This is a genomic window from Aeromicrobium sp. JJY06 (assembly GCF_044069275.1).
Taxonomy (GTDB): domain Bacteria; phylum Actinomycetota; class Actinomycetes; order Propionibacteriales; family Nocardioidaceae; genus Aeromicrobium; species Aeromicrobium tamlense.
Window position 1 is genome coordinate 880154 of sequence record NZ_JBIMRD010000001.1, and the last position, 12590, is coordinate 892743.

General features: G+C 71.1%; 10 protein-coding genes and 2 tRNA genes. 6 read left to right on the top strand and 6 right to left on the bottom strand.

Translation table 11 applies throughout. From position 1 onward, the window contains the following. Nucleotides 1-126: 126 nt before the first annotated feature. Nucleotides 127-1248, bottom strand: coding sequence for a CdaR family transcriptional regulator (locus ACGWYL_RS04450; RefSeq protein ID WP_269303968.1), 1122 nt, complete (start codon nucleotides 1246-1248; stop codon nucleotides 127-129). A gap of 92 nt (nucleotides 1249-1340) precedes the next feature. Here ACGWYL_RS04450 and ACGWYL_RS04455 point away from each other — a divergent pair, with 92 nt between their 5' ends. Then, nucleotides 1341-4868, top strand: a complete 3528-nt coding sequence (locus ACGWYL_RS04455) for an indolepyruvate ferredoxin oxidoreductase family protein (protein WP_395487234.1) — start codon at nucleotides 1341-1343, stop codon at nucleotides 4866-4868. Further along, nucleotides 4865-5623 (top strand): SDR family oxidoreductase, encoded by a 759-nt coding sequence (locus ACGWYL_RS04460; protein WP_395486529.1) that lies wholly within the window; start codon nucleotides 4865-4867, stop codon nucleotides 5621-5623. The genes ACGWYL_RS04455 and ACGWYL_RS04460 overlap by 4 nt, the downstream gene beginning before the upstream one ends. Here the strand turns inward: ACGWYL_RS04460 and ACGWYL_RS04465 are convergent. Continuing rightward, complete coding sequence (locus tag ACGWYL_RS04465) at nucleotides 5610-6299, bottom strand: TetR/AcrR family transcriptional regulator (protein WP_179427879.1); 690 nt, start codon at nucleotides 6297-6299, stop codon at nucleotides 5610-5612. The two genes, ACGWYL_RS04460 and ACGWYL_RS04465, sit on opposite strands and share 14 nt — an antisense overlap. Before the next feature lie 58 nt (nucleotides 6300-6357). On the opposite strand from ACGWYL_RS04465, the gene gluQRS reads away from it, so the two are divergent. Together gluQRS and ACGWYL_RS04475 are read left to right on the top strand one after the other, a co-directional pair. Continuing rightward, on the top strand, nucleotides 6358-7221 hold the full coding sequence (gluQRS, locus tag ACGWYL_RS04470) for a tRNA glutamyl-Q(34) synthetase GluQRS (RefSeq protein WP_395486530.1): 864 nt from the start codon (nucleotides 6358-6360) through the stop codon (nucleotides 7219-7221). Nucleotides 7222-7292: 71 nt separating this feature from the next. Beyond that, nucleotides 7293-7369, top strand: a tRNA-Asp gene (locus ACGWYL_RS04475). Nucleotides 7370-7405: 36 nt separating this feature from the next. Here the strand turns inward: ACGWYL_RS04475 and ACGWYL_RS04480 are convergent. Continuing rightward, on the bottom strand, nucleotides 7406-8128 hold the full coding sequence (locus ACGWYL_RS04480) for a hemerythrin domain-containing protein (protein ID WP_395486531.1): 723 nt from the start codon (nucleotides 8126-8128) through the stop codon (nucleotides 7406-7408). A gap of 160 nt (nucleotides 8129-8288) precedes the next feature. On the opposite strand from ACGWYL_RS04480, the gene ACGWYL_RS04485 reads away from it, so the two are divergent. Together ACGWYL_RS04485 and ACGWYL_RS04490 are read left to right on the top strand one after the other, a co-directional pair. Then, nucleotides 8289-8362: transfer RNA gene (locus ACGWYL_RS04485), tRNA-Phe, on the top strand. Nucleotides 8363-8453: 91 nt separating this feature from the next. Beyond that, nucleotides 8454-9758: a glycoside hydrolase domain-containing protein gene (locus tag ACGWYL_RS04490; RefSeq protein WP_395486532.1), complete on the top strand. Its 1305-nt coding sequence runs from the start codon at nucleotides 8454-8456 to the stop codon at nucleotides 9756-9758. A 1-nt stretch (nucleotide 9759) separates the two neighbouring features. Here ACGWYL_RS04490 and ACGWYL_RS04495 read toward each other — a convergent pair whose 3' ends face one another. The 3 genes from ACGWYL_RS04495 to ACGWYL_RS04505 form a co-directional block, all read right to left on the bottom strand. Beyond that, complete coding sequence (locus tag ACGWYL_RS04495; protein WP_179427869.1) at nucleotides 9760-10392, bottom strand: LysE family translocator; 633 nt, start codon at nucleotides 10390-10392, stop codon at nucleotides 9760-9762. A gap of 87 nt (nucleotides 10393-10479) precedes the next feature. After that, nucleotides 10480-12090 carry a DHA2 family efflux MFS transporter permease subunit gene (locus ACGWYL_RS04500; protein ID WP_269303980.1) on the bottom strand — a complete coding sequence of 537 codons (1611 nt, stop codon included), beginning with the start codon at nucleotides 12088-12090 and terminating at the stop codon, nucleotides 10480-10482. Further along, on the bottom strand, nucleotides 12071-12529 hold the full coding sequence (locus ACGWYL_RS04505; protein WP_269303982.1) for a MarR family winged helix-turn-helix transcriptional regulator: 459 nt from the start codon (nucleotides 12527-12529) through the stop codon (nucleotides 12071-12073). The genes ACGWYL_RS04500 and ACGWYL_RS04505 overlap by 20 nt, the downstream gene beginning before the upstream one ends. Nucleotides 12530-12590: the final 61 nt, after the last annotated feature.

Consider the following 12590-nt stretch of genomic DNA (forward strand, 5'->3'; position numbering starts at 1 on the left):
TCGGCTCCACGTGACATCCATCACAGGAGCAGCACTATGACACCCGAAGATAGCGGGGCACAAGCGAGCGCTTAGTCAACATTGCGTTTCCGCAATGTAAAAAGCCGAGATTGCAGGGAAAATTAGTTACAACACTGCGGCGAGCAACGACTGCGACAGCCCTCGGAAGGTCTTTGCGTCCCAACCAGTGAGACGATTCCACCGGTCCAAGCGGTACGCGACGCTGTTCGGATGCAGGTGCAGGACCCGCGCCGTGTCGGCGATCGAGAAGCCGGTGTCAACGTACACATCCAACGTCTCGACGAGGTGCGGATTGGCTTCGACGACGTCCCGCAGCCCCCGCACGATGGGGTCCAGGCGGTCGGCCTGGGACCGGATCGTCGCCCTCAGCCAGTCCTCCTCGAACCGGCGCGTGGGCTGGGCGTCGGTGGCGATCTCGAGACACAGCCGGGCGTCGAGCAACGAGTCGCGAGCGCCCTCGAGCCCGGCGCGCTCGAGACCCACCCCGAGCCGGACGTCGGGCTCCGCCGCGCGGATCGCGAGCTCGAGCTCGTCGGCGCTGCAGCCCTGGGCCAGGACCTGGACGCCCGCAGGGTGACCGACCGCGAAGGCCGTGCCCCGTCGCAGGCCGGAGGTCAGGCTCGCGGCCTGCGCCAGCGGGTCGTCCTCGAGGCCGACCCACGCCCCGACGAACGCGCCGGCCGGGTCGAGCCCGAGCGTGACGGCCACGTCGTGCGCCTCGGCCGCCAGCTCGTCGCGCTGGAGCAGCTCGACGAGCCGCTGCCGCAGCGACAGGGCGTGGGTCTGGCGCGCCCGGGCCGTGGTCTCGTAGGCCGCGACGATCTCGGCCGTCATCACCTCGATCGAGCGCCACAGCAGCGTCGCCAGTCCCGGCAGGCAGGAGGTCTCCTCGTCCGCGTAGGCGACGAGGTTCTGCCACAGCTCGCGGTTGCCCACGTGGTACGCCCCGATGACGGTCGCGACGCTCACGCCCTGGGTGGCCCGCAGCCGGCCGAGGTCCGCGGCGCGTGCCCGCTGGCTGCCGCTCACGACCTCGTGCCGCCCGAGCGCGATCAGCAGCAGCCGCTGCTGCTCGGTGACGTGCTCGACGTGGTCGTCCAGGGGCACGAGCGAGTACTCGGGCTGGGCGAGCCGGATGCTGCGCGTGATGCGCGGTCCCAGCTCGTCGAGGTCGGCCGCCACCCGGGCGCACAGGGCCGTCGCGAGGCGCTTCTCGTGGTCGTCCATGACCCTCCTTTGTGGAATCCACCAAAGACCAGCCCGTTCTGGCCGGGATTTGGTGCTTCTGACCGGTGATATCACGAGTCAGGTCCGATTGAATCAGAGATCCACGTCACAGGAGGTCGTCGATGAAGCTCTCGGATCGCTACACGGTCGAGGACGGAACCGTCTTCATGTCCGGCTTGCAGGCGCTCGTGCGCCTCCCGCTGGACGTCGCGCGCTTCGACCGTCGCGAGGGTCGTCGAACCGCCGGGCTGGTGTCCGGCTACGAGGGATCTCCGCTCGCCGGCTACGACCTCGAGCTCTCGCGTCAGCAGCAGCTGCTCGACGCCGCCGACGTCCAGTTCAAGCCGGGACTCAACGAGGAGCTCGCGGCGAACATCGTCCAGGGCAGCCAGCTCGCCGGCAACGCCACGGACCGGATCAACGACGGAATCGTCGGGTACTGGTACGGCAAGGCGCCGGGTCTCGACCGGGCCTCCGACGCACTCCGCCACGCGAACCTCGGCGGCGCCCACCACGAGGGCGGCGCCGTCGCCATCGTCGGCGACGACTCGATCGCCAAGTCCTCCACCGTCCCCAGCTCGAGCGAGATCGCGATCGCCGAGCTGGGCATGCCCGTGCTCGTGCCTGCCGACCCGGCCGAGTGCCTCCGGCTGGGCCTGCATGCCGTGATGATGTCGCGCTTCAGCGGCCTGTGGACCGGCCTCAAGATCGCGACGAACGTCGCCGACGGCACCGCCAGCACGACCGTGTCCTCCGACTTCGCTCCCGTCATCCCCTCGCGCCGCATCGCGGGTCGGGACTTCACCCACACCGTCAGCGCGCGCTTCCTCCAGCCGACGCTGGCCGAGCTCGAGCGCAGCCTGTTCACCGAGCGGATCGAGCTGGCCCGGCGCTACATCGTGGCCAACGACATCAACCGGGTCGAGGGCGCCGGGGACGGTGCCGTCGTCGGCATCGTCGCGGCCGGCGGGACCTACTACGACGTCCGCCAGGCGCTCGCGGGGCTCGGCCTCGACGACGAGGACCTCGAGGCGAGCGGCATCCGGCTGCTCAAGCTCGGCGCCGTGCACCCGCTCGACCCGGAGCAGATCAAGGACTTCGCGATCGGCCTGTGCGAGGTCATCGTCGTCGAGGAGAAGCGCTCGTTCGTCGAGTCGGCCCTCAAGGAGATCCTCTACGGCCACCTCGAGGCGCCGTCCGTCAGCGGCAAGCGCACGCTGACCGGCCTGCCGCTGTTCCGTGCGGACGCCGACCTGACCCCCGAGATCATCGCCGACGTCCTGCGGGCGCGGCTGGCCGAGCACGTCTCGCTGCCCGAGGTCGAGGTCGAGCTCACGACCCGTCCGCGACGCCGGGCCCGCATCCAGCTGCCGCTGCTGACGGCGAACCGCACGCCCTACTTCTGCTCGGGCTGCCCCCACAACCGGTCCACCAAGGTGCCCGAGGGCTCGCTCGTCGGCGCCGGCATCGGCTGCTCGGGCATGGTCTCGCTCATGCCGGAGGAGCGCGTCGGCGACGTCATCGGGATGACGCAGATGGGCGGCGAGGGCGCCACCTGGATCGGCATGTCCCCGTTCGTCGAGAGCGGCCACCTCTTCCAGAACATGGGCGACGGCACGTTCCACCACTCCGGCTCGCTCGCGATCCGCGCGGCCGTGGCCTCGGGCGCCAACATCACCTACAAGCTCCTCTACAACTCCGCCGTCGCGATGACCGGCGGCCAGGAGGCCGTCGGCCTCATGACGGTCGACGAGATCGTGGAGGAGCTGCTCGCCGAGGGCGTGGCCAAGGTCGTCATCACCACCGAGGAGCCTCGCCGCTACCGGCGCCGCCGGCTGCCGAAGGGCGTCGACGTCCGCCACCGCGACGAGCTCATGCGCACGCAGGAGGAGTTCAGCCGCACCCCCGGCGTCACCGTCCTCGTCAACGACCAGGAGTGCGCCACCGAGCTGCGTCGCAAGCGCAAGCGCAAGATCGTCGAGGCGCCCCCGACGCGCGCGTTCATCAACCAGCGCGTCTGCGAGGGCTGCGGCGACTGCGGCGACAAGTCCAACTGCCTCTCGGTGCAGCCCGTGAGCACGGAGCTTGGTCGCAAGACCAAGATCCACCAGGCCTCCTGCAACATCGACCTGTCCTGCCTCGACGGCGACTGCCCCTCCTTCCTCACCGTCACCCCGGGCGGGGCGAAGGCCAAGCGCGTGGTCCCCGCGCTCTCGGCGGACGTGCTCCCCGAGCCCGAGCCGGTCGTCTCGGCGGACGCGTTCGAGATGCGCATCACCGGCATCGGCGGCACGGGCGTCGTCACGGTCTCGCAGATCGTCGCGACCGCGGCGCAGATCGACGGGCGCTTCGTCCGCGGACTCGACCAGACCGGCCTGGCCCAGAAGGGCGGCGCCGTCGTCTCGGACGTCAAGCTCAGCACCACCCCGGTCGACCGTGCGAACAAGATCGCGTCCGGCCAGGCCGACCTGTACCTCGGCTGCGACGTCCTCGTCGCCGCGCAGGACTCCTACCTCGGGGTCGCCCACGAGGAGCGCACCGTCGCGATCGTCTCGACCGCCGAGGTCCCGACGGGCGCCATGGTCACCGACACGACGGTCTCGTTCCCCGAGGCCGAGAGCACGGTCGGCCGCATCCAGCAGGTGACCCGCGAGAGCGAGAGCCGCTTCGTCGACGCCCGGGCGATGACGCTCGACCTGTTCGACGACGACCAGTTCGCGAACATCTTCCTGCTGGGCGTGGCCCACCAGGCCGGCGCCCTGCCGGTCCGGGCGGCCAGCATCGAGACGGCGCTCGAGCTGAACGGCGTGGCCGTGGAGCGCAATGTGCAGGCGTTCCGCCGTGGTCGCCAGTTCGTCGCGGACCGCGCGGCGCTGCTGAGCGACCTGACCGCCGAGGCCCCCGAGACGTCGGCGCTGGCGCCGGTCTCCGACCGGGTCCGCTCGCTCGTCGCGCAGGCAGGCTTCGCCGAGGGCGCCGCCGACACCGAGCTGGTCACGTCGCGCGCGGCCGACCTCGAGTCCTACCAGAGCCTGGCCTACGCCCGCCGCTACGTCGAGGTGGTCGGGCAGGTGCGCGAGCGGGAGGCCGCGACGGCTCCCGGGTCGAGCGAGCTGACGCTCGCCGTGGCGCAGCACCTGCACAAGGTGATGGCGTACAAGGACGAGTACGAGGTCGCGCGCCTGTCGATCGACCCGTCGCTCGACGCGGCCCTCGAGGCGGAGTTCGGCCCGGGCGCGAAGGCGCAGTACCGCCTGCACCCGCCGATGCTGCGGGCGCTGGGCATGAAGCGCAAGATCGCGCTGGGCGCCTGGTTCAAGCCGGCCTTCCGCGCGCTCTACGCGATGCGTCGCCTGCGGGGCACCGCGCTCGATCCGTTCGGCATGGCGAAGGTGCGCCGCGCCGAGCGGCAGCTGCGCGAGGAGTACGTCGAGCTCGTCGGGCGGATCTCGCGTGACCTGCCCGAGCTGGGCGTCGAGCGCGCGGCCGCCATCGCGACGCTGCCCGACCTCGTCCGCGGCTACGAGGACATCAAGCTGCGCAACATCGAGCTCTACCGCGAGCGTCTTGCCGAGGCCCTCGCGCCGGCCGGCCCGGCCCTCACGGAGGTGACCGCGTGAGCGGACTGTTCGACGTCGCCGGCCGCACCGTGCTGGTGACGGGCGGCGGGCGCGGCATCGGCCGGATGATCGCCGACGGGTTCGCGGCCGCGGGCGCCGAGGTGCACGTGGTCTCGCGGCGCCTCGACGTCGAGGAGCTGCGCGCGGCAGGCCTGCGACCCTGGGTCGCCGACCTCTCGAGCGAGGGCGGCTGTGCCACGTTCGCCTCCGAGTTCGCCGGCGGCGCCGGACGGCTCGACGTGCTGGTGAACAACGCCGGCGCCACGTGGGGCGCTCCGCTGGAGGAGTTCGACTCCGCGGCGTGGGACAAGGTGGTCGACCTCAACCTCAAGTCGCCGTTCTTCCTCGTCCGCGAGCTGGCGCCCCTGCTCGAGGCATCGGCCACGCCGAACGCTCCCTCGCGGATCGTCAACATCGGGTCGATCGACGGCCTGCGCGTCCCGACCCTCTCCACCTATTCCTATACGGCGTCGAAGGCGGCGCTGCACCACCTCACCCGCGTGCTGGCCGTCGAGCTCGGCCCGCGGAACATCACGGTCAACGCGATCGCCCCCGGACCGTTCGAGTCCAAGATGATGGCGGCGGTGCTGGCCGAGTCGCGCGACGAGTTCGAGGGGGCCGCGCCCCTGGGCCGCATCGGGCGACCCGACGACGCGGCAGCGCTGGCCATCCTGCTGGCGGCTCCGGGAGGCTCCTTCCTCACCGGCACCGTGATCCCGCTCGACGGAGGCCTCAGCATCGTCAGTCCGCGCTGACGTGCCCCAGCATCTGCAGGATCAGCCCGACGTGGTGGTCGGCCAGCTCGTCGATCGTGCGTGACGAGCGCTCGTTGAACCACGGGGACACATCGGCGAGGCGCAGCACCGCCCGCGTCGCGGTGTGCACGTCGGGCACGCTGAAGTCGCCCTGCTCGATGCCGGCCCGGACCACGGACTCGACGATCTGGTGGATCTCGTCGGCCATCCCGAGCAGCTCGGCGAGCTGGCTCAGGCCGAGCGCGCGGTAGTCGCGGTTGACCACGAGGACGACGATCTTCTCCTCGGCGTGGAACCGCAGGTACTCGCGCACGATCACCGAGATCGTCTCCACGGGCGGGGCGCCGCGGTCGACGATCTCGCGCAGCATGTCGATCACGTAGCGGAAGGTGATCGCCGACATCTCGTGGAGCAGCTCGGACTTGGTGTCGTAGTACGTGTAGAGGCTCGCGGGGCTCGCCTCGGCCACGGTCGCGATGTCGCGGGTCGTCGTGGCGTGGAAGCCCCGGCCGGAAAACGCCACGACGGCGGCCACGAGGAAGCGGAAGCGCCCCGCCGGCTCGACGTCGTCGAAGAGACCGCGCGGGCTGACGGCCGCCGGGCTGCGCTGGAACGACATGCGCCGGCGCGCGGCCAGCTCCATGAAGTCTTCGGGCTCGGCGCCGTGGGATGTCACGGCAGCGACTCTAGTGGTTGGTGCGCCGGGCTACCGAAGGGTCACTAGGGTCGGGAGCGTGGCCGGCCGCTTCGCTCCGTCGCCGTCGGGCGACCTGCACCTGGGGAACCTGCGCACGGCGATCCTCGCGTGGCTGTTCGCACGCGCCGACGGGCGCCCGTTCCTCCTGCGGGTCGAGGATCTCGACCGCCAGCGCTCGCGGGCCGAGTTCGAGGCCAGCCAGCTGGCCGACCTCGCCGCCCTCGGGCTGACCTGGGACGGCCCGGTCGTCCGCCAGTCCGAGCGCGACCCTCTCTACGCCGCCGCGCTCGAGCGCCTCACCGCGGCCGGGCTGACCTTCGAGTGCTTCTGCACGCGCCGCGAGATCGCCGAGGCCGTCAGCGCGCCGCATGGCCCGCCCGGCTCGTACCCCGGCACATGCCGCGACCTCACCGAGAGCGAGCGCGAGGCGCGCCGCGCCGAGCGCTCCCCCGCGATCCGGCTGCGCGCCCGCGAGCGCACGTGGACGATCCGCGACGAGCTGCACGGCGAGATCGAGGGCCACGTCGACGATCTCGTCCTGCGACGCGGCGACGGCGCCCATGCCTACAACCTCGCCGTCGTGGTCGACGACGCCGACCAGGACGTCGACCAGGTCGTCCGGGGCGACGACCTCCTCGACGCCGCCCCCGCGCAGGCCTACCTGACGCACGAGCTGGGCGCCCCCGCGCCGGCCTATGCGCACGTCCCGCTGGCCCTCAACGCCGACGGCCGGCGCCTGGCCAAGCGCGACGGCGACGTGACCCTGCGCGACCTCTCCCCCGAGCACGCCTGGGACCTGATCGGCACGTCCCTGGGCGTCGCGGCACGGTCGCCCGAGGCCCTGCTCGCCGAGCTGGACCCCCGGGAGATCAGCCGCGAGCCATGGATCGTCACGTTCTGACCACCCCCGTTTTGGAGACTCGCAGAACCGTCGGGTAGTCTTGCGGTCGCGGTTGAAACCGCAACGCACAAGGCCCCGTGGCGCAGTTGGTTAGCGCGCCGCCCTGTCACGGCGGAGGTCGCGGGTTCGAGTCCCGTCGGGGTCGCCAGTGCTGAGAGCCCCGCCCGTAAGGGCGGGGCTCCTCTCATGTCGGGCGCCTCAGGCGGCCCCCGAACGCCGCCGCCTCCTGCGCCTGGAACCTCCGGCGCCCGAGGGCGTTGATGATGCGCAGCGCGGGACCGCCGAGGTTCAGCACCCGGTGCTCCGCGTCGGCCGGCAGACCTTTGAGCGCCCACGGCACGAACTGCCGCGCCTGCGCGAGCGACTGCTTCGGCCGGAACCGGGTCCGCTCGAGCTCCTCCCACTCGCTGCCGCCGACGTAGCGGTGCAGGATCGGGATGGCCGCGCTCTCCTCGTGACCCAGGTGCTGGTCCAGCGCCTCGCCGAGCTCCTCCAGCGAGTCGGACAGCAGGTCGTGGGCCCGCACGTCGCCACCGGCCGAGAGCCGCTCGAGTGCGGCGGACGCCGCGGTCAGCAGCGGGTCGAGGACCGCGTGCTCGGCCTCCATCTCGTGCAGGACGCGCTCGGACTCGGCGTCGGAGGCGGCGCGCACGCGCTCGAGCAGCAGCGGCCAGAGGATCTCGTCCTCCTTGGTGTGGTGCTGGTGCAGCTCGTGCGTGAACAGCGACCAGCGCTCGGCGAGCAGGACCCAGCGCGGGGTGTCGTCGGTGGCGGTGTGCGCGGCGGCGCGGGTGAAGTCCCGCAGGTCGCGCCGGAACGCGTGGTGCAGGACGTACATCATGGTCATGTCGGCGGGGCCTTCGGGCGCGGCGGCCTGGCCCGGCAGCAGCAAGGGGGTGGGGGACATCTGCCTTCTCTCTCGGGACTGCGGTGCGACGGCGGGCGGCACGCGCGGGCGCGGCCACCCACGACCGGAGAGCACCCGACGTCGCTGCTGATACGCAGCCGGAGGCGATTTCGGCGGCGCGGCGGCCGTGCGGTAGGGTGAACGTCGCTCCACGGAGCACGGCCAGGTAGCTCAGTTGGTACGAGCGTCCGCCTGAAAAGCGGAAGGTCGCCGGTTCGACCCCGGCCCTGGCCACCGCCTCGAGATCCCCGGTCACCGACCGGGGATTCTCGCTTTCTCCAGCAAGCGTGTCGACGCCCGCGTCGCATCGACCTACGCTGGAACGATGCGCTCCACCGTCCTCCAGGTCGCCCGCCGGCTCACCGTCGTGCTCGGCCTGCTGCTCACCGCCTCGCTGCTCGCGGCGCCCGCCCACGCCGCGAAGCCGAGCTCGCCGAAGCGATTCGGCGGCTACGCCTTCGACACCTGCGTGGCCCCCTCGAACGACGTCATGGACGCGTGGAACGTGGCCTCGCCGTACACCGTGGTCGGCATCTACACCTCGGGCAACTCGCGCTACTGCGACGAGTCGAAGCAGCCCTACCTGAGCCCCGCGTGGGTCCAGCGGCAGGCGTCGCGCGGCTGGCTGTTCCTGCCGATCCACGTCGGCTACCAGGCGCCCTGCTTCGACTCGAAGTCCCCGAAGGAGCGCATGGCGTACGACCGCGGGAAGGCCCGCGCCCAGGCGCGCGCCGACGCCGACGAGGCCGTGCGCGCCGCGGCCCGTTACGGCTTCGCCAAGAAGAACGCGGTCTACCTCGACATCGAGTGGTACGACCGCGCCAACCGACGCTGCAACGCCGCGGTGCTGAGCTTCATCGACGCGTTCGTCCAGCGGGTGCACCAGCGCGGCTACAAGGTCGGCCTCTACTCCAGCGCGTCCGCCGCGATCCAGGCCGTCGACGAGGTGCGTCACGCCGGCTCGAAGACCTTCGACTTCCCCGACCAGATGTGGTTCGCCTGGACGAACAGGAAGGCGAACACGAACGGGCGCCCCTACCTGCAGAACACGTTCTGGAAGCGCGACCGCCTGCACCAGTACCACAACAACGTCACCGTCTCCTACCGCGGACGCAAGGTGCTGATCGACAAGAACGTCCTCACCGTGGGCGGCGGCTCGAAGGCCAAGAAGGAGCAGAAGGTGTGCGGCATCAAGCCCACCCTCAACCGCTACCGCACGCTGAAGGCGGGCTCGCGCGGCGGCGACGTGAAGCTGCTCCAGTGCCTGCTCAAGCGCGCCGGCCATGGCGCCACCGTCACCGGTCGCTGGAACGCCCGCACGACCAGGGCCGTGAACTCCTACCGGGCGTCGCTGGGCTGGTCGCAGACCTCCACGGCCTCGCGACCGGTGTGGACGGCCCTGCTGTCGCGCGGCAAGACGCCGATCGCGCTCAAGCGGGGCAAGGTCGGCGAGCCGGTGCACCGCCTGCAGCGGTCACTGCGGGCCGCGGGCCAGAAGGTGGACGTGACGGGCATCTACGACGCCCGCACGACCACGGCCGTGCGCACCTACCGCAAGTCGGTCGGACTGCCGACCTACCAGACCGCCGACCAGGCGGTGTGGGACGCGCTCCAGCGCGGTCGCCGCTGACTCAGGTGCGGCTGGTGGTCAGCAGGATGCCGCCGAGGCCCACCAGCATCGCGCCGCCGGAGCGCCGCACGGCCGCCAGCCGCCGCGGCGAGCCCGTGAACCACTGGCGCGCAGTTCCGGCCAGCAGCGCCCAGCCCGAGTCGCACACGATCGCGATGAGCAGGAAGAGCACGCCGAGCACGGCCATCTGCGAGCCGATGGCACCGGACTCGAAGCTCACGAACTGCGGCAGCACGGCGACGAAGAAGACGATGGTCTTGGGGTTGGTCGCGCCGACCACGAACCCCTCCCCCAGGGCGCGCCACGGCGACTCCTCGGGGCCGTCGACCTCGGCGGTGACCGCGATCGAGGCGTGGCGCATCGCCTGCACGCCGAGGTAGACGAGGTAGCCGGCGCCCAGCACCTTCACGATCGTGAACAGCACCGCCGAGCCGGCCACGATCGCGCCGAGGCCCAGCGAGACCGCCAGGACCACCGGCAGCCCGCCGAGCCCGTTGCCCAGCACGCTGAGGATGCCGGCGCGACGCCCGTGCGCGAGCGATCGCCCGATCACGAACAGGACACTGGGACCGGGGATGAGGATCAGCACGAGCGAGGCGAGCGCGAAGGCGAGCAGCTGGTCGAGGGCGGGCACGGCTGAAGCGTAGTCCTCCGCGGGATCGCACGGGGAACGACGACGGCCCACCCGGGAGCCGGGTGGGCCGTCGTGCGGGAGTGACCGTCAGTGCATGACGACCGGGGGGTGACCCTGGTCGTCGAGCAGCTTCACGGGCTCGCTCTTGCGCGGCAGGAACGCGACCGGGATCAGCGTCACCAGGAGCACCGCGAAGGCGACCCAGTAGGACTGCTCGAACGCGTGGGCCAGGTCGTTGAACCCGGCCTGCAGCTGCTCGGGCGAGACGCCGAGCATCTGGACCAGCTGCGAGCCCTGCTCGGTGTGCGACGCGGCGGCCAGCTGCGCGGGCGTGAGGCCCTCGTCGACGCCCGGCAGCGCCTCCGAGCCCGGGATGATCGAGCCCTTCTGCATGCCGTTGGTCAGGACGACCGAGATGACCGCGATGCCCGAGGCGCTGGCGACCTGCTGCACGACGTTGAGCAGCGTCGAGCCGCGGGCGACCTCGTGCGAGGTGAGCGTCTTGAGCGCCGACGTGAAGATCGGCATCATCGTGGCGCCCATGCCCAGGCCCATGACGAACAGCCAGGCGATGATCTGCCAGTACGGCGTGCTGGGCTCGGTGCTCTGCGCGACGCCGAACATGCCGATCAGGATGCCGGCGAAGCCGAACGGGACGATCCGGCCGACCGGGACCCGGTCGACGAGCGAGCCGGCGATCGGCATCGTCAGCATCGCGCCGATGCCCTGCGGGGCCACCAGGATGCCGGCCATCATGACCGACTCGCCGTGGACCTGCTGGAAGTACGTGGGCACCAGCAGCAGCGCGCCGAAGAAGGCGCCGGCGAACAGGAACATCACGATGAGCGACACGCGCAGGTTGCGGTTGCCGAGCAGGCGCAGGTCGAGCAGCGGGTGCTTCGGGCGGAACGACCACACCACGAACGCGCCGATGAGCAGCACGCCGATGACGGTGGGGACGATCACCTTGGTCGCCATGGCGGTGCCCTCGCCCGGGATGGACGAGATGCCGTAGAGCAGCAGCGCCAGGCCCGGCGACATCAGCAGCATGCCGATGACGTCGAGGGACTCGCTGGGCTCGGGGGCGTCCTTGGGCAGCACGCGCGCGGCGTAGACCAGGCCGATGATGCCGATGGGCAGGTTGATGAGGAACACCCAGTGCCACGACGCGGCGTCGATGAGGATGCCGCCGATGATCGGGCCGAGGATCGGGCCCAGCAGCATCGGGATGCCCAGGATCGCCATGAGGCGGCCCATGCGGTGCGGGCCCGCGGCGCGGGTCATGATCGTCATGCCCAGCGGCATGAGCATGCCGCCGCCGAGTCCCTGCAGGACGCGGAAGGCGATGAGCGACTCGATGTTCCAGGCCGCGGCGCACAGCACCGAGCCGAGGGTGAACAGCGCGATCGCGGTCATGTAGAGGCGCTTGGTGCCGAAGCGGTCGGCCGCCCAGCCCGTCAGCGGGATGACGGCCGCGAGGGCCAGCATGTAGGCGGTGGCGGTCCAGGCGACGGTCGCGTACTTGAGCGGCTCGCCGTCGGTGGACAGCTCGGTCTGGAACGTCGGCAGGGCGACGTTGACGACGGTGACGTCGAGGATCGACATGATCGCGCCGAGCACGACCACGCCGGCGACCTTGAGGATCTCCGGAGTGATCCGGTCGTCGTCGGTGACTCCTTCAGGAGGACTGGCTGACATCTGATTCTTCTTTCGCAAGGGGCTTGAGGGCCTCGACGAGCGCGAGGCACTGATCGGTGTCGAGGGTGCCGAGCAGCGTGCGCACGGCGTCCTCCTTGGACTTCAGGTGGCTCTGCGCCAGGCTGCGTCCACGGTCGGTGAGGGTGACGAGCTTGACCCGCCGGTCCTCGGGGTTCTCGGTGCGCACGACGAGCTTCTTGCGCACCAGCTGCTGGATGTTCCGCCCCGCGGCCGCCGGCGAGAGCCCGACCGACTCGGCCAGGTCACCGATGGCGACGGGGTGCTCGTAGTGGGCGAGCACGAACGAGAGTCGCGCCTGGGTGAACGACAGGTCGAGTCCCGCCACGGACTCCAGCGACTCGCCCTCGGCCGTCGTGAACACCCGCCCGAGGAATCCTCGGACGGCTTCGAACGCGCAGGCATGGGGTGACTGGGTCATGACCGGGAAATACTAACGCACATGCAACTATTGCGGAACCGTGACCTTCGTTACGCCCCGC

Coding starts and splice junctions, on each gene's coding strand:
- ACGWYL_RS04500 (WP_269303980.1), bottom strand. CDS start 12,090: ATGTCAGCCAGTCCTCCTGAAGGAGTCACCGACGACGACCGGATCACT.
- ACGWYL_RS04490 (WP_395486532.1), top strand. CDS start 8,454: ATGCGCTCCACCGTCCTCCAGGTCGCCCGCCGGCTCACCGTCGTGCTC.
- ACGWYL_RS04505 (WP_269303982.1), bottom strand. CDS start 12,529: ATGACCCAGTCACCCCATGCCTGCGCGTTCGAAGCCGTCCGAGGATTC.
- ACGWYL_RS04480 (WP_395486531.1), bottom strand. CDS start 8,128: ATGTCCCCCACCCCCTTGCTGCTGCCGGGCCAGGCCGCCGCGCCCGAA.
- ACGWYL_RS04450 (WP_269303968.1), bottom strand. CDS start 1,248: ATGGACGACCACGAGAAGCGCCTCGCGACGGCCCTGTGCGCCCGGGTG.